This window comes from Nonomuraea sp. NPDC049480 (genome assembly GCF_044465905.1).
Taxonomy (GTDB): domain Bacteria; phylum Actinomycetota; class Actinomycetes; order Streptosporangiales; family Streptosporangiaceae; genus Nonomuraea.
Genome location: NZ_JBITMD010000001.1, coordinates 76,562 through 92,860, shown reverse-complemented (window position 1 = coordinate 92,860; position 16,299 = coordinate 76,562). Strand labels below are relative to the sequence as shown.

The following is a 16,299-nucleotide window of genomic DNA, read 5'->3' as shown; positions in this document are numbered from 1 at the left end:
TGGAACGGTTGAAAACGGCTGAGACGTTGGCTGAAGTATGATGTTTGTGCTCAAATTGGGCCTCGAACTAGCCTGCGATCACCCGTCTGCGCGACGAAGCCGCTGAGACCCCCGAAGCAGGCCATGGCGAGAGGTTGCCACCAGTGAGGACAAAAACGACCGACCCCGGTCGTGGCACGGCCCCAGATGTGCCCGAGAAGCCAGTGGACGGCGAGGTGCCGGACGTTGAGCTGCCCAAGCCGGGCAGCCCGCTCGCGCTGCGCAACTGGCGAGTACGCAGCCGCCTCATCGCCCTCATCGCCATCCCCACGCTCGTGGCCGTGATCCTGGGCGCCCTGCGGGTCACCGGCTCGATTTCCAGTGCCCAGCAGTACCAGGTCATCGGCGAGGTCGGCACGCTGATCAGCCATGTCGGCGAGCTCTCCCGCGACCTCGGCCTCGAGAGAGACCTGGCCACCCGCTTCGCCGCCGCCGGCAGGACGGCGGCCACGCAGCAGCGGCTCGTCGAACAGCAGGGCGTCGTCGACATCAGCGTCAACCGTGTCCTGTTCACCGCCAGGGTCGTCGAGCCCTCCCTGTCGGACATCGGCCGCAGGAACCTCGAACGCCTCAAGATCCGGCTCAACCAGCTGAAGTCCCTGCGTGACACGGTGACGAAGTCGACCCTGCCGCCGCTGCCGACGATGGAGAAGTACTCCGAGACGATCGCCGAGATGCTGCAGCTCTACGAGGAGCTCGGCCAGGGCGCGACGGACGAGGAACTGATCTCCACCAGTGACGGACTGCGTGCCATCGCCCGAGCCGGAGAAGAGGCGTCCAAGCAGCGCGCGGCGCTGACGATGGCGCTCGCCAAACCCATCCCCGGGTTCGAAGAGACCGAGTTCAACGCCTTCCTCGACGCCACCTTCCGGCGCGACGCCGAGCGCGCGGCTTTTCTCGCCGTCGCCACGCTGGACCAGAGGCAGGCCTTCGACGACACGGTAGCCAGCCAGAAGATCGGCCGCGCCGAGTTCTACATCGACCGCGCCATCCTGCTGCAGAACAACAAGACCAGCCTGCGCAGGCTGGACCTCGACGCCGCGAACGACGCCGACCGCTGGTTCGAGTCCATCAGCGAGACCATCGACCGGCTCTTCCAGGTCCAGAAGGCGCTCGGGACCCAGATCGCCACTCGGAGCGCCGACGTCGCCAGCGGCGACCGGCAACTCGCCGCGCTCAACATCGCGATCGTCGCCGCGCTGCTGGTCCTGGTTCTCGCGATCACCGCGGTCATGGCCGGCTCGCTGGTGCGGCCGCTCCGGCGCCTGCGCGGCGACGCACTGAAGATCGCCGGCCATACCCTGCCCGACCTCGTGCGCCAGCTCCGCAGTACGGACGTGAGCCCCGAAGAGCTCCGCGTGCCGCCCATCGAGATCAACTCCAAGGACGAGATCGGCGAAGTGGCGCGGGCGTTCGACGAGGTGCACCGCGAGGCGGTCCGGCTGGCCGGCGAGGAAGCACGGCTGCGCACCAACGTCAACGCGATGTTCGTGAACCTGTCGCGGCGCAGCCAGACGCTGGTCGAGCGGCAGATCACCCTCATCGACGGGCTGGAGCAGGGCGAGCAGGACGAGCAGCGGCTCGCGAACCTGTTCAAGCTCGACCACCTGGCCACCCGCATGCGCCGCAACAGCGAGAACCTCCTGGTCCTCGCCGGCCAGGAACCGCCGCGCCGCTGGAGCAAGCCCGTCAAGCTCGTGGACGTCGCACGCGCCTCGCTGTCAGAGGTGGAGAACTACGAGCGGGTCGTCCTCCAGGTGCCCGACGGCGTCTCCGTGGCCGGCCAGGCCGTCAACGACGTGATCCACCTGATCGCCGAGCTGGTGGAGAACTCGCTGTCGTTCTCCCCTCGCGAGACCCGCGTGACGGTGTCCGGCAGCAGGATCGACGGCGGCGGCGTGATGCTGTCCATCAGCGACTCCGGCATCGGCATGACCGGCGACGAACTCACCGCCGCCAACGAGCGCCTGATGCACGCACCCACCGTGGACGTGTCGGTGTCGCGGCGCATGGGCCTGTTCGTGGTCGCCAGGCTGGCGCACCGGCACGGCATCCGGGTGCAGCTGCGCCCGCACGGCACTGGCGGCCTGACCGCCATGGTGCTCATTCCCGAGTCCCTGCTCGGCGCGCAGGCGCCCCCCTCGTTCACCGGCGCCGCGCCCGCGAACGCCGTTCGCGAGGAGCCGTTCCCCACGCCGCAGCCCGCGGCCGCCGCCCAGTGGCCGGCCGGCGGCTACCAGCCGGGTCCCGGGCACCCGTCGTATCCGTCGTATCCGTCGGAGTCGGCGCCGAGCACGCCCTGGTCGTCGGCGCCGAAGTGGCCGGCCGACAACGGCGGCGGCAACTGGATGGCCGACAACCCCGCTCCCTCGTCCGACGTGTGGGTGTCCTCGCGCGGACCCGTGACGGGAGAGACCGTGCTGCCCCGGCGGGGTGGTCCTGCCGAGCAACAGCAGCCGAGCGCCTGGACGCGCGGTGCTGAGCAACAGCAGCCGAGCGCCTGGACGCGCGGTGCTGAGCAACAGCAGCCGAGCGCCTGGACGCGGGGTGCCGAGCAACAGCAGCCGAGCGCTTTGTCGCAGCGCTACGACTTCCCCGAGACGGAGTCCGCGGCGACCGGGCCCATTCCCGTGGTCAAGCCCGCCTCGGCCGGTGACGAGTACCTGCCGATCTTCGCCTCGGTCGAGTCCGCCTGGTTCGAGCACACCGGCGACAGCGACGCCACCTGGAGCTCGGCCAAGGCCGACGCCGGCTGGAGTGCCGCCCAGGCCGTCGTGGAACCGGTGCGCGACGGGGCCACCGCCTCCGGGCTCCCCAAGCGGGTGCCCAAGGCCAACCTGGTGCCCGGCTCCGCCGAGGCCGTCTCGGCGCCGAAGGGCGTCGCGCCCATGCCGACGATCTCGCCCGACCGGGTGCGCAGCCGCCTTTCGAACTTCCAGCAAGGCTTCAGAGCCGCGCGGGACGACATCAGCGAGGGCAGGACGTACGGGTCCGGCCCCAGGAGTAACAATGGGGAGGAGGGCGCGTGAACGACCTTAGCCACGCGGCACGCGGGGTGGACTGGTTAATCACCGACTTCGTCAGTACCGTTCCAGGGGTCGCGCACGCAGTGGTCGTCTCGTCCGACGGGCTGCCGCTGGCGGCCTCGTCCGGCTTCCCGGCCGACCGGGCCGACCAGCTGGCCGCCATCGCGTCGGGCCTGGTGAGCCTGACGCACGGCGCGGCCAGGGTGTTCGAGGGCGGTGCGGTCAATCAGACGATCGTGGAGATGCAGCGCGGGCTCATGCTGATCATGGCGATCAGCGACGGCTCGTGCCTCGCGGTCTTGGCGGCGCCGGACTGCGACATGGGTTTGGTGGCGTACCAGATGACGTTGATGGTTGATCGCGCCGGTCAGGTGCTGACCCCGGCTGTGCGCGCGGAGCTGCGCGCCAGTCAGACCAGGTGATGTAGGTGACGAACTGGAACAGCGAGGGCTGGAACAGCGGCGGATGGAACAGCGGTGGATGGGAACCCCCGCAGCCTCCGCCCTCCAGCTCGGAACCCGCCTCGCCGGTGCGGCCCTACGCCGTCACGGGAGGGCGTACCGCGCCCAAGGTCAAACTGGCGATGGAGGCTCTGGTCTCCTCGGCGACCGCCGAGCACCGGGAGTTCTCGCACATCACGCCCGAGTACAAGGCGATCAGCCAGCTCTGCCTCCAGGTCAGATCGGTGGCGGAGGTGTCGGCGCTGCTGCGGATCCCTCTCGGCGTGGTGCGCGTTCTGATCGCGGATATGGCGGCGGAGGGCCTCGTACGCGTGCATCAGCCGCAGCTGGATGCGGGTAGACCGGACGTCAACCTGCTGGAAAGGGTGCTCAGTGGACTTCGCAGGCTCTAGCCCCGGCCTCACCTCGACGAAGATCGTCGTGGCCGGGGGATTCGGGGTGGGCAAGACGACGTTCGTCGGTGCGGTGTCGGAGATCATGCCGTTGACCACGGAGGCGGTGATGACCGACGCCTCCGCCGGCATCGACGACCTGGGCATGACACCGCTGAAGTCGACCACGACCGTGGCGATGGACTTCGGCCGGGTCTCCCTCGATCGTGACCTGATCCTCTATCTGTTCGGCACGCCCGGGCAGCACCGGTTCTGGTTCATGTGGGACGACCTGGTGCGCGGCGCCATCGGCGCCGTCGTCCTCGTCGACACCCGCCGTCTTGCCGACAGCTTCCCGGCGATCGACTACTTCGAGGAGGCCCAGCTGCCGTTCATCGTGGGGGTGAACGGCTGGGACGGCGATTACCCGCACAGTGACTCCGAGGTGCGCGACGCCCTGACGCTGGCGCCGCACATCCCGATGGTGCGGCTCGACGCCCGCTCGAAGGACTCCGTGAAGATCGCTTTGATCAACCTCGTCGAGCACGCGCTCACAGTCCGGATGGCCGTGCCCGGCTGGAGCGGCTAGGAGAGCGGATAGGCTGGAGTCTTAGACGTTCATTCGCTTCGAGGACTGGCCAACCACGTGTTCGAGACGCTTTCCGACCGCCTCACATCGGTTTTCTCCTCCCTCCGATCCAAGGGCCGGCTGTCCGATGCCGACATCGACGCCACCACCCGGGAGATCCGCATCGCCCTGCTGGAGGCCGATGTCGCGCTCCCGGTGGTCAAGGCGTTCGTCGCCCAGGTCAAGGAGCGCGCCCGCGGTTCCGAGGTCTCCCAGGCGCTCAACCCGGCGCAGCAGGTCGTCAAGATCGTCAACGACGAGCTGATCGAGATTCTCGGCGGCGAGACCCGCAGGCTCCGCTTCGCCAAGACGCCCCCGACCGTCGTCATGCTGGCGGGTCTGCAGGGCGCCGGTAAGACCACGCTGGCCGGCAAGCTGGCCAAGTGGCTGCGCGAGCAGGGTCACGCGCCCATGCTGGTCGCCGCCGACCTTCAGCGCCCCAATGCCGTCCAGCAGCTTCAGGTCGTGGGCGAGCGCGCCGAGGTCGCGGTCTACGCGCCCGAGCCGGGCAGCGGCGTCGGCGACCCGATCGGGGTCGCCCGCCGGTCGATCGACGAGGCCAAGCGCCTCAATCACGACATCGTCATCATCGACACCGCCGGCCGCCTGGGCATCGACCAGGAGATGATGAAGCAGGCCGCCGACATCCGCGACGCGGTCTCGCCCGACGAGGTCCTGTTCGTGGTCGACGCCATGATCGGCCAGGACGCCGTCACCACGGCGCAGGCGTTCATGGAGGGCGTCGGCTTCGACGGGGTCGTGCTGACCAAGCTCGACGGCGACGCCCGCGGTGGTGCCGCGCTGTCGGTCAGGCACATCACCGGCCGGCCGATCATGTTCGCGTCGACGGGTGAGAAGCTCGAGGACTTCGACGCCTTCCACCCCGACCGGATGGCCTCCCGCATCCTCGACATGGGTGACATCCTCACCCTGATCGAGCAGGCTCAGAAGACGTTCGACGAGGAGCAGGCGGCCAAGATGGCCGGCAAGCTCACCTCGGGCGAGAGCTTCACGCTGGAGGACTTCCTCGAGCAGATGATGATGGTCCAGAAGATGGGCCCCATCAAGAACCTGCTCGGCATGATGCCCGGCATGGGTCAGATGCGCGACCAGCTCAACGCGATCGACGACCGCGACCTCGACCGCATCGCCGCGATCATTCGCTCCATGACCCCGGGCGAGCGCCAGGATCCGAAGATCATCAATGGGTCGCGGCGGGCACGCATCGCCGCCGGCTCCGGCGTCACGGTCACTGCTGTGAGCAACCTGGTCATCCGCTTCTTCGAGGCACAGAAGATGATGAAGCGGATGGCCGGCGGGATGGGCATCCCCGGCATGCCGGGGGGGCGTGGCAAGGCGGCCAAGGCTCAGAAGAAGAACAAGAAGGGGCGGCGGGTGAGCGGTGACCCGCGTAAGGCGGGTCTGGAGAAGACGTCGTCCGGCGACGGCTCCGCGCAGCCGAAGCAGGGCGGGATGCTGGGCAACCTGCACGGCAAGCTGCCTCCGGGCATGGAGCTGCCGCCCGGCTTCGACCCTTCCAAGCTCAAGCTCCCCGGCCAGAACTAACGCCGTCCGCCCTCCTGGGAGGGGCGCTGCCGGCTCACCCACGGCCCTTTTGGGGTCGTGGGTGCCGCGCGTGCGGGACGCGTTCGGGGCGGGCGAGACGAGATTCTTGCCGAGTCTTTGGGGCGCCGTTCCATGTGAGGTCGAAGGCAGTGCCGTAGATCTGGCACAATGACATGTTGGAACATCGTGACCAGGCGGGTGCCCTCTCATCTCCCGCCGGCCGCGCCTGTCCCTGGAGCGTCGTTCAACCGTGCCCCACTCGGCGAGACGTCGCTCACCCACGCTCGAATGCAGGAGAGACCACACCCGTGGCAGTCAAGATCAAGCTCAAGCGGCTCGGCATGATCCGCAACGCTCAATACCGTATCGTCGTCGCCGACAGCCGCACCAAGCGTGACGGCCGGGCGATCGAGGAGATCGGCCTGTACCACCCGAAGGACGACCCTTCGCGCATCGAGGTCAACGCCGAGCGTGCGGCCTACTGGCTGGGTGTCGGCGCGCAGCCGACCGAGCCGGTGCTCAAGCTGCTCAAGCTCACCGGCGACTGGCAGAAGTTCAAGGGCGAAGCCGCCCCTGCACCGCTGAAGGTCGCCGAGCCCGCGCCTGACCGTCACGCCATCTACGAGGCCGCGGCCAAGGAGGCGCTGTCCGGTGGCGACACCGGCACGGCCGCCACCACGCCGAAGAAGGCGGCCAAGAAGAAGGAAGAAGTAGCCGAGGCCCCCGCCGAGACCCCGACCGAGGGCGAGGGCTGACGTGCTCGAGGAGGCTCTCGAGCACCTCGTCAAGGGCATCGTCGAACATCCAGACGATGTCCGGGTCCGCGCACGCCGCATTCGCAGCGGGCGCGTCCTGGAGGTCCGGGTGCACCCCGAGGACCTGGGCAAGGTCATCGGACGCGGCGGGCGCACCGCCAAGGCGCTGCGCACGGTCGTGAACGCCCTGGCCGACGGGAAGTACGTTCGGGTCGACCTGCTCGACCTGCACGAAGCAGTCCGTTAGCGTCAGGTTTCCGCGCCCTCATCGGTTCGCTTACCGATGAGGGCGCTTGCGTGAGAAAGGGCACATTCACGTGCAGTTGGTCGTCGGCCGGATAGGCCGTCCGCACGGGGTACGCGGTGACGTGACCGTGGAGGTGCGCACCGACGAGCCTGAGCGGCGCTTCGCCGTCGGCACGTCGATCGCGACGGACCCCGCCGGCAGAGGGCCGCTCGTCGTCGCCGGCTGCCGCTGGCACAAGGACGTCCTGCTGGTGACGTTCGAGGGCGTGACCGATCGCGACGCCGCCGCGGACCTGCGGGGGACCCTGCTGGTCATCGACTCGGCCGAGGTCGAGCCGTCCGACGACCCCGACGAGTTCCACGACCACCAGCTCATCGGCCTGGCGGTGGAGACGGTCTCGGGCGAGCCGGTCGGCGAGGTGGAGGACGTGCTCCACCACGGCCAGGATTTGCTCGTCGTGCGCCGCGAAGGGCAGGACGAGGCTCTCATCCCGTTCGTCAAGGCGCTGGTGCCCGAGGTCGACCTGGCGGGGGGCCGGTTGGTGGTCGATCCGCCGGAGGGCCTGCTGTGATGCGGCTCGACATCATCTCGATCTTCCCTGAATACTTCGCGCCGCTGGACGTGTCGCTGATCGGCAAGGCGCGCGAGCGCGGCACGCTGGACGTACGCGTGCACCAGCTGCGCGACTGGACGCACGACGTGCACAAGACCGTGGACGACACGCCGTACGGCGGCGGTCCCGGCATGGTCATGAAGCCCGAGGTGTGGGGCGAGGCCATCGACGCGGTGATCGGCGACGGCGCGCCCCGGATGATCGTGCCGACGCCGAGCGGCCGGCCGTTCACCCAGGAGCTCGCGCAGGAGCTGGCGGGCGAGCCGTGGCTGCTGTTCGCGTGCGGGCGCTACGAGGGCATCGACTCGCGGGTCATGGCGGAATACGCCACGCGGCTGCGGGTGGACGAGGTCAGCATCGGCGACTACGTGCTGGCCGGCGGTGAGGTGGCGGTGCTGGTCATGGTGGAGGCCATCGGCAGGCTGCTGCCCGGCGTGCTGGGCAACGCCCAGTCGGCCGTGGACGACTCGTTCGCGGCCGGGTCCATGCGCAACCTGGTCGAGGGCCCGGTCTACACCAAGCCGCCCGTCTGGCGCGGCCACGAGGTGCCGGCCGTGCTGCTGTCCGGGCACCATGGGAAGGTCGCCAGGTGGCGGCGGGACGAGGCGCTGCGCCGTACTGTGCGCAACCGGCCGGAACTCGCGGCGGAGCTCGACCCCGGGACGCTCGACAAGCACGACAGGAAGCTCCTCGAGGAGCTGTCGTTTCGCGTCGGGCCGGAAGATATGGCAAACTGAATCGCTGCCAACTGTCAATTGGTTGGTCCGTCATGCCCGGGAAACGGTCCCGGGCTCATCACATCAGCAAGCGCGTCCGCCGCGAGCTTCGGCCGGGTGGACCTCCGCGTGCTCACGAGGACTTGAGGACAGCTCTCATGCACACGAAGATCCAGGAGCTCGAGCAGGCGACCCTGCGCGGCGACGTGCCGGGGTTCCGCCCCGGTGACACGCTCGAGGTTCACGTACGAGTCGTCGAAGGCAACCGCTCCCGTATTCAGGTCTTCAAGGGCTTCGTCCTGCGCCGGCAGGGCAGCGGCGCCCGCGAGACCTTCACGGTCCGCAAGGTGAGCTACGGCGTCGGCGTCGAGCGCACCTTCCCCGTGCACAGCCCGGTCATCGAGAAGATCGTGCTCGCCACCCGCGGCGACGTCCGCCGGGCCAAGCTTTACTACATGCGCGACCTGCGTGGCAAGGCCGCCCGCATCCGCGAGAAGCGCGAGACGACCACCGCGAAGTAAAGCCCTGGTCCTTGCCCTGTGGCCCGTGCCCGCGCACGGGCCATTCGGTTTTACGGCGGCGTTTCCTTTATGTGGAGCGACCCGTGCGTGGGTGTAACGTCGGTCGAGGCTTGTCGGGCCCATCCATCATCTAGGCTCGACAGTTGATGACTAGCGAAAGCCAGGAGCACGGCGCGGCGCGCCGCCCTGTCGAGGACGAGGTGGACGTGGTCGCGGAAGAGACTCAGAAGCCGGCCAAGGGCGGAAAAAAGGAGAAGGAGAAGAAGGGATCGTTCTGGAAAGAGCTCCCTGTTCTCGTCGTCGTAGCCCTTGTCCTGGCACTGATCATCAAGACCTTCGTGGTCCAGGCCTTCTACATTCCATCGGAGTCGATGGAGAACACCCTGCTGAAAAACGACAGGGTCCTCGTCAACAAGCTCGTCTACCACACGCGTGACATCGAGCGGGGCGACGTGGTGGTGTTCTCCGGCGTCGACTCCTGGGACGGCGAGTTCCAGCTCGAGGAGCCGTCCAACCCGGTCGCGGGGTTCTTCAGGTGGGTCGGGACGGCGTTCGGCGTCGTGCCCGGCGAGAAGGACTACATCAAGCGGGTCATCGGCGTGGGCGGCGACCACGTCAAGTGCTGCGACTCCAAGGGGCGCATCACCGTCAACGGCACGCCCATCGACGAGGAGAGCTACCTCTATCCGGGGAACGTGCCCTCCGACAAGTTCTTCGACATCAAGGTGCCGCAGGAACGGCTGTGGGTGATGGGCGACCACCGCTCGGTCTCGCTCGACTCGCGTTCCCACACCGGTGACCCGGGTGGCGGCTCCATTCCCGAAGGCCAGGTCATCGGCCGGGCGTTCGTGATCGTCTGGCCGTTCGACCGGGCCAGTGTGATCGACATCCCGGCCACGTTCGCGCAGCCCGCGCTCCAGGCACTCGGCGGTTCGGTACCGCTGGTCGCCGGATTCGGGCTCGCCATACCCTTGGTCCTGGTTCGTCGGCGTTGGCTGCGAAGGAGGCGCTGATGGCCGTCACCAAGAAGGCGGAGGGCGTGGGGAAAGAGAAGAAGAAGAGCGGCTTCCGTGAGACGCTGCTGCTCCTGGTCATGGGCGTCGGCATCGCGCTGTTGCTGCAGACGTTCGTGGTCGGCTCGTTCTACATCCCGTCCGAGTCGATGGAGAACACGCTGCTGATCAACGACCGCGTGTTCGTCAACAAGCTCGCGGGCAAGCCCGAGCGCGGCGACATCGTGGTGTTCAAGGGCTGGAACGGCGAGGACACCATCAAGCGGGTCATCGGCGTCGGCGGCGATCGGGTCAAGTGCTGCGACGCGAAGAAGCGCATCTCCGTCAACGGGACGCCGCTGGACGAGGAGTCCTACCTCTACCCCGGCGACTACCCCTCCGACGAAAAGTTCGACATCAAGGTGCCGGCGGGGAAGTTGTGGCTGATGGGTGACCACCGCAGCGCCTCGGCCGACTCCCGGGCCCACGTGGAGGAGCCTGGTGACGGCTTCATCTCGGAAGACGCGGTGATCGGCAAGGCAGTGGTGCGTTACTGGCCGCTGAATCGCGGCTATCTCTTCTCGCGTCCCGACATTTTCGACAAGGTCAAGTAGAGGGGGCTTTCGGTCGCGGGCTGCGGCGAATGGGGCGTACGCTGCCTGTGTCATGACAGTTGCGTTCCGCCCTCGACCGAGCGTCGTCCGGCGCGATTCCGGACTCTACGCCTATGAGCGGGCGCTGGCCCGCCGTGGCCTCACTCCGATCGCCGGCGTCGACGAGGCGGGCCGCGGCGCCTGCGCGGGGCCGCTGGTGGTCGCGGCCGTGATCCTGCGCAGGGAGATCGACGGCCTCGGCGACTCGAAGCTGCTCACGCCCGCGGTGCGCGAGAGCCTCTACGACAAGATCATGCGCGTCTCCCACGTAGGCATCGTGATCATCCCGCCGGGGGAGATCGACGCCAAAGGTCTTCACAAATGCAATGTTTCAGGAATGCGGCGAGCTGTCGCACAGTTGCCCTGTGACCCGGAGTACATCCTGACCGATGGCTTCCCGGTGCCGGGGCTGCCCGCGCCGTCGCTCGCCGTGTGGAAGGGGGACCAGGTGGCCGCGTGCGTGGCGGCCGCGTCCATCGTCGCCAAGGTGACGAGGGACCGCATGATGGTCGCGCTCGACGAGCGCTTCCCTGGGTACGGCTTCGCCGACCACAAGGGGTACGTCACACCGGGGCACCGGCTGGCGCTGGAAACGCATGGCCCATGTGCCGACCACCGTTACTCCTTCGTCACGGTGGCCAGGGAGATGGGTGAGAATGAAATGGGGGCCGGGGTTGCCTGAGCAGGCAAACCGGGGGACCGGTACGACAGGAGGACCGCGATGAGCGCAGAGGATCTCGAAAAGTACGAAACCGAGATGGAGCTGCAGCTTTACCGCGAATACCGTGATGTCGTCGGTTTGTTCACATACGTTGTGGAGACTGAGCGGCGGTTCTATCTGACCAACTCGGTCGATCTCGACGTCCGTACCGCGGAGAACGGCGACGTCTTCTTCGATGTGAAGATGCAGGACGCTTGGGTGTGGGACATGTATCGGCCGGCGCGGTTCGTGAAGAACGTGCGGGTGGTCACGTTTAAGGATGTGAACGTGGAGGAGCTGGCCAAGGCAGATCTGGAGATGCCCAAGGAGGGGTTCTCGGGGTAGACCGCAGTCACTCGCTCGCTTGGCAGGGCACCAGGTGCTCCGGCCAGGTTCGGTCCTCAGGCACCGCCCGCGTCCTCTCAGCACGCTGTGAACGCACCATGCGCCCTCGACCAGGTTCGGTCGTCAGGCGCCCACCCGCGTCCACTCAGCACGGCTGTCAGCATGCCTGTCGGCTTCGCCGGCCATCGGAGCCGCACTTGCCTCCCCGCGCGCGGTTCCCTTGATCAGGGGATTCGTGTCGCCATCCCGTCACGAATCCTTGCCGTGACCCTGCCGGCCACGGTCCCATTCACGCGTCGTCGTCGTCGACGGGCCGGGCCGCACGTCGGCCAAGAGGCTGTCGCCGCGCATCCCACAAGGGGCCGCTCCACCGCGGCATGATCCGCGTCAGGCCCCGCTCACACGACCTCACCCGCCTTCCCTCCCTCGCTGAGCGGCCCGCTGCCGCGCGAGTCCCACGCTCCTGGCATGTGCTCCCACCAGCAGTGCGGCGGTCGGGGGCTGCGGCCTGGGACGGGCTGCCGAGGCGTTGTCCGGGGCGGTGCGGCGCCGGTCCGGGTGGCGCTGCCCTGGGGCCTTGCCGAGACGGCCAGGGGCGATGGAACGGCCGTTGTCGAGGGCGTGGACGCGGGTCTGGTGGGGGACGCCAAACCCGTCCTCGTCCACAACCCACAGCCTTCGCGCCCTCGCCATCCCCAGAACCCCATTCGGCCCAACGGCCGCCGCCCTGCATCCGCAAAGGTCGGTTCCCGAACCGGACCCGGACCTGACGGAGGTGGCACATGGCTAAGAAAGACGAGCTCGGCAAGCAAGGCGAGCAACTGGCCGTGACGTACTTGGAGGCCAAGGGGATGAAGATCATCGACCGAAACTGGCGCTGCCGCCACGGCGAGATCGACATCATCGCCGAGGAGGGACCCCTCCTGATCGTCGTCGAGGTCAAGACCCGATCGGGCAGATCCCACGGCACGGCCCTGGAATCGGTGAGCCATACCAAACTGGCCAGGCTCCGGATGCTCGCCGCCAAGTGGCTGGCCACGCAGTCGCGCACGTTCGACGCCGTACGGGTGGACGTGATCGCCTTGGACCGCTTCGCGGGCGACTTCGCGCTGCGCCACGTACGGGGGGCGATCTAGATGGCAGTGGCCCGCACCCGTAGCGTGGCCCTCGTCGGTGTCACGGGCCGCAGCGTCGAGGTCGAGGCCGACGTGGGCAACGGCCTGGCGGGCATCCACCTCATCGGCCTCCCCGACACGGCACTGAGCGAAGCCCGCGACCGGGTCAGATCCGCGGTGGTCAACAGCACCTACCCGTGGCCCGACGCCCGCATCATCGTCAGCCTCTTCCCGGCCAGCCTCCCCAAGCGCGGTTCGCAGTTCGACCTGGCCATAGCGGTGGCGATCCTGGGCGCCGCGGGGGTGGTCCCCGCCGAGCGCATCGCGGAGCCGTTCTTCCTGGGGGAGCTAGGCCTCGACGGCCGGATAAGACCCGTACGCGGGGTGCTGCCCTCCGTCCTCGGTGCGGCGAAGCACGGAGACGCCACGGTCATCGTCCCCTCCGCGAACTCGGCGGAAGCGGCTCTGGTCCCCGACGTGAAGGTGATTCCGGTGGCGAGCCTGCGCCAGCTGGTGGAGTGGCTCCGCAAGGGTGAGGAAGCCCCCGAACCGCAGGCGGAAGAGTGCCTGGAACCGCCCACGACCACCACGGATCCCGCGGTGGACCTGGCGGACGTCGTCGGCCAGCCGGTCGCCCGCCGGGCTCTGGAGGTGTGCGCGGCGGGCGGCCACAATTTGTGGATGCTGGGTCCGCCCGGCACCGGCAAGACGATGCTGGCCGAACGCCTCCCCACGCTTCTCCCGGACCTGGAGCTCGACCACGCCCTGGAGGTCACGGCCATCCACTCGGTCGCGGGCGTCCTGCCGTCCAACGCACCCATGATGAGCCGACCGCCGTTCGTCAGCCCTCACCACACTGCGACCGCGGCCGCGATCATCGGCGGTGGCAGCACGATCGTGCGCCCTGGCGCGGTCTCTCTCGCCCACCGAGGCGTTCTCTTCATGGACGAAGCCCCGGAGTTCCCCCGCCACGTACTCGACGCCTTGCGCCAGCCGCTGGAGTCCGGCCGCGTGACCGTGTCGAGATCGGCGGGCTCGGTCACGTTCCCGGCCAGGTTCATGCTGGTCCTGGCCGCGAATCCCTGCCCGTGCGCCCAAGCCGAGGACCAGGGCGAAAACTGCAGGTGTTCCCCCACGGTCAGGCGCCGCTACCTCGGCAGACTCTCGGGCCCGCTCCTGGACCGCGTCGACATGAAGGTCACCGTGGTCCGCGCCTCCAGACGTGAGCTCATGGCCGACCGCCAATTCACGGAATCCAGCGCGACGGTGGCCCAACGCGTCCTCGCCGCACGCGACCGAGCCGTCAAACGCCTGGCCGGCACCCCGTGGCGGACGAACGCCGAAGTGCCCTCATCCGTCCTCCACAGCGAATACCGCCCGTCCCCAGAGGCCATGAAACCCATGACGTCCTGCCTGGACTCAGGCACTCTCACGGCTCGCGGCCTGGACCGCGCGGTCCGCGTGTCCTGGACCCTCGCCGATCTGGCCGACAAGGAGCGTCCGGAGGAAGAGGAAACCACGGCAGCCCTTCACTTCTGGCTGGGGGTCATGTCGTAATGCGCGCCATCACCTCCACAACTCCCAACGAAACACCCCCGCACCCCGAAGGCATCATGTCCTCACCACTCACGGCCTCACAGAGCACGCCGAGCTCACAGAGCACGCCGAGCTCACAGAGCACGCCGAGCCCACAGAGCACGCCGAGCCCACAGGGCGGGCACAACGCACAACAGGCGATGCACTACGTGCCCCACGCACCCATGCCACCGGAATCAAACGGGACGGGATCAAGGGGGACGGGATCAAGGGGGACAGAGCTGGTGGGGACGGAGCTGGTGGAAGCAGCGCCGTCGGGAACAGCGCCGTCGGGAACAGCGCCGTCGGGAACAGCGCCGTCGGGAACAGCATCGGTGGGGACGGAACGAACCGTGACGGAGCCAGTGGTGACGGAGTCAGGAAGGACGAGGCTTCTGGCGATCGAGCCGCCGGGGACCGAGCCGATGGTGGGGGCGGAACCAGGAGGGACGAAGCCGCCGCGGACAGGCACGAGAGGGACGGCAGGGACGGGGCTGCCGGCGTCGGAACCGATGGGGACCGAGCCGGTGGCGGCTCAACATCGGCTTCCCGCCGGTGCATCACCGATCAGTGCAGAGCATGAGGCAAGAGCCGCTCTCATGCGGGCCGCGGACGTCGGCGACACGATCATGGGCCGTCTCGTGGCACAGTACGGAGCCGCAAGCGCCGTGGAGGCGATCCGCGCCCGCACTCTCCCCGCGGACTTCGTAGCCCAGGAGGCGGAGCAAGAGCGTCCCACCGCCCTGACGACCCGGCTGAAGGCATGGCACGCCCGCCTGGCAGCCGCGAACCCCGCCGCCGACCTCGAAGCCGGAGAGAAGACCGGAGCCCGTCTGATCATTCCGGGCAGCCCGGAATGGCCTACCCAACTGGACCAACTCGGCCCCAGCCGTCCCCTTGGACTGTGGTTGCACGGCAGGGCGGACCTCCGCTTCTCCTGCCTCACATCGGTGGCCGTGGTGGGTGCCAGGTCCGCCACCGCATACGGTGTCCACATCGCGGCCGAGTTCGGCGTCGGCCTCAGCGAGTCCGGTTGGACCGTGGTGTCGGGCGGCGCCTTCGGGGTGGACAGCGCGGCCCACCGCGGAGCGCTGGCGGCCGGCTCGCCGACGGTGGTCGTCCTGGCCTGCGGCGTCGACGTCTGCTATCCCAGCAGCCACGACACCCTGTTCGCGGCCGTCAGAGACCAAGGCGTGGTGCTCAGCGAATGCCCGCCAGGGGTCCACCCCACCCGGGCGCGTTTCCTCATCAGGAACCGCCTGATAGCCGCCCTGGCGCGCGGCACGGTCGTCGTTGAGGCCGCCCTGCGCAGCGGAGCCCTCAACACGGCCGCCCACACCCTGTCGCTCAACAGGCACCTGGCCGCGATCCCCGGCCCCGTCACCTCACGCATGTCGGCCGGCTGCCACCGGCTTCTCCGCGAACGCAAGGCCGTATGCGTCACCTCGCCGGAGGAGATGATCGAGCTCGTCGGCGTGATCGGCGACGACCTGGCCCCGCAATCCCGAGCCCCCGCGGTCCCCAGGGACAAGCTCAGCGAGTCGACGAAAAGAGTCCTGGACTCGATCCCTGCCCGAGGCGGCGTCGGCCCGGCCTCCATAGCGGTCGCAGCGGGGTTGGGCCTGGACGCCACCCTGAGCGCACTGGGCGGCCTGGCAGCCGCGGGCTACATCGAACGGTCGCCGGACGGCTGGCGCCTCCGCAAGCGGACGACCTCGTACCGGAAGGCATCGGATTCCGCTGCCCTGGAGCGCCCACCCATCGCGGAGGACACGGATCCGACTCAGGACCCGCCATACCCGGACGAGGACGACCTGGCGCGCCGCGAGGACGGTCTCCCCGGTCCAGAGGACGATCCCCCAGGGCCGAAGCATGGTCGTCGGAGAGAAGATGAACGTGGCTTCTCGGAACAAGAATGCGTCCCTGGGGTGAAGAGGGGACATGCCCTGGGATGAAGGGCTACACCTGTCTCGATG

18 protein-coding genes are annotated in these 16,299 nt (G+C 68.5%); 17 read left to right on the top strand and 1 reads right to left on the bottom strand.

From position 1 onward, the window contains the following. Positions 1–188: 188 nt before the first annotated feature. From ACIBX3_RS00425 to ACIBX3_RS00360, 14 genes are all read left to right on the top strand, one after another. Positions 189–3,068, top strand: coding sequence for a nitrate- and nitrite sensing domain-containing protein (locus tag ACIBX3_RS00425; protein ID WP_397111589.1), 2,880 nt, complete (start codon positions 189–191; stop codon positions 3,066–3,068). Continuing rightward, positions 3,065–3,487, top strand: coding sequence for a roadblock/LC7 domain-containing protein (locus ACIBX3_RS00420; protein ID WP_397111588.1), 423 nt, complete (start codon positions 3,065–3,067; stop codon positions 3,485–3,487). The genes ACIBX3_RS00425 and ACIBX3_RS00420 overlap by 4 nt, the downstream gene beginning before the upstream one ends. A gap of 5 nt (positions 3,488–3,492) precedes the next feature. Beyond that, a complete protein-coding gene (locus ACIBX3_RS00415) occupies positions 3,493–3,918 on the top strand; it encodes a DUF742 domain-containing protein (protein ID WP_397111587.1) in 426 nt (141 codons plus the stop codon). After that, entirely contained in the window at positions 3,899–4,486 is a 588-nt protein-coding gene (locus tag ACIBX3_RS00410) for a GTP-binding protein (protein WP_397111586.1), read from the top strand. The genes ACIBX3_RS00415 and ACIBX3_RS00410 overlap by 20 nt, the downstream gene beginning before the upstream one ends. Before the next feature lie 57 nt (positions 4,487–4,543). Then, positions 4,544–6,091: a signal recognition particle protein gene (ffh, locus tag ACIBX3_RS00405; protein WP_397111585.1), complete on the top strand. Its 1,548-nt coding sequence runs from the start codon at positions 4,544–4,546 to the stop codon at positions 6,089–6,091. A gap of 308 nt (positions 6,092–6,399) precedes the next feature. Then, on the top strand, positions 6,400–6,846 hold the full coding sequence (gene rpsP, locus ACIBX3_RS00400; protein WP_397111584.1) for a 30S ribosomal protein S16: 447 nt from the start codon (positions 6,400–6,402) through the stop codon (positions 6,844–6,846). A 1-nt stretch (position 6,847) separates the two neighbouring features. Beyond that, a complete protein-coding gene (locus tag ACIBX3_RS00395; RefSeq protein WP_043634919.1) occupies positions 6,848–7,093 on the top strand; it encodes an RNA-binding protein in 246 nt (81 codons plus the stop codon). 70 nt (positions 7,094–7,163) lie between these two features. Next, a complete protein-coding gene (gene rimM / locus ACIBX3_RS00390; RefSeq protein ID WP_397113345.1) occupies positions 7,164–7,664 on the top strand; it encodes a ribosome maturation factor RimM in 501 nt (166 codons plus the stop codon). After that, positions 7,664–8,443, top strand: a complete 780-nt coding sequence (trmD, locus tag ACIBX3_RS00385) for a tRNA (guanosine(37)-N1)-methyltransferase TrmD (RefSeq protein WP_397111583.1) — start codon at positions 7,664–7,666, stop codon at positions 8,441–8,443. Before rimM ends, trmD begins: the two co-directional genes overlap by 1 nt. 137 nt (positions 8,444–8,580) lie before the next feature. After that, on the top strand, positions 8,581–8,943 hold the full coding sequence (rplS, locus tag ACIBX3_RS00380) for a 50S ribosomal protein L19 (protein WP_397111582.1): 363 nt from the start codon (positions 8,581–8,583) through the stop codon (positions 8,941–8,943). Between the two features lie 146 nt (positions 8,944–9,089). Beyond that, positions 9,090–9,956: a signal peptidase I gene (gene lepB, locus ACIBX3_RS00375; RefSeq protein ID WP_397111581.1), complete on the top strand. Its 867-nt coding sequence runs from the start codon at positions 9,090–9,092 to the stop codon at positions 9,954–9,956. Next, entirely contained in the window at positions 9,956–10,549 is a 594-nt protein-coding gene (gene lepB, locus ACIBX3_RS00370; RefSeq protein ID WP_397111580.1) for a signal peptidase I, read from the top strand. The genes lepB (ACIBX3_RS00375) and lepB (ACIBX3_RS00370) overlap by 1 nt, the downstream gene beginning before the upstream one ends. A 52-nt stretch (positions 10,550–10,601) precedes the next feature. Next, positions 10,602–11,270: a ribonuclease HII gene (locus ACIBX3_RS00365; protein WP_397111579.1), complete on the top strand. Its 669-nt coding sequence runs from the start codon at positions 10,602–10,604 to the stop codon at positions 11,268–11,270. A gap of 39 nt (positions 11,271–11,309) precedes the next feature. Then, a complete protein-coding gene (locus ACIBX3_RS00360; RefSeq protein WP_026215037.1) occupies positions 11,310–11,633 on the top strand; it encodes a DUF2469 domain-containing protein in 324 nt (107 codons plus the stop codon). Positions 11,634–12,041: 408 nt separating this feature from the next. On the opposite strand, the gene ACIBX3_RS00355 is transcribed toward ACIBX3_RS00360, so the two are convergent. After that, positions 12,042–12,326, bottom strand: coding sequence for a hypothetical protein (locus tag ACIBX3_RS00355; protein WP_397111578.1), 285 nt, complete (start codon positions 12,324–12,326; stop codon positions 12,042–12,044). Between the two features lie 89 nt (positions 12,327–12,415). On the opposite strand from ACIBX3_RS00355, the gene ACIBX3_RS00350 reads away from it, so the two are divergent. From ACIBX3_RS00350 to dprA, 3 genes are all read left to right on the top strand, one after another. Beyond that, positions 12,416–12,769, top strand: coding sequence for a YraN family protein (locus tag ACIBX3_RS00350; protein ID WP_397111577.1), 354 nt, complete (start codon positions 12,416–12,418; stop codon positions 12,767–12,769). After that, the gene (locus ACIBX3_RS00345; RefSeq protein WP_397111576.1) at positions 12,770–14,305 is read left to right on the top strand and encodes a YifB family Mg chelatase-like AAA ATPase; all 1,536 of its coding nucleotides are present in this window, start codon (positions 12,770–12,772) and stop codon (positions 14,303–14,305) included. A gap of 617 nt (positions 14,306–14,922) precedes the next feature. Next, on the top strand, positions 14,923–16,278 hold the full coding sequence (gene dprA, locus ACIBX3_RS00340; RefSeq protein ID WP_397111575.1) for a DNA-processing protein DprA: 1,356 nt from the start codon (positions 14,923–14,925) through the stop codon (positions 16,276–16,278). Positions 16,279–16,299 lie beyond the last annotated feature (21 nt).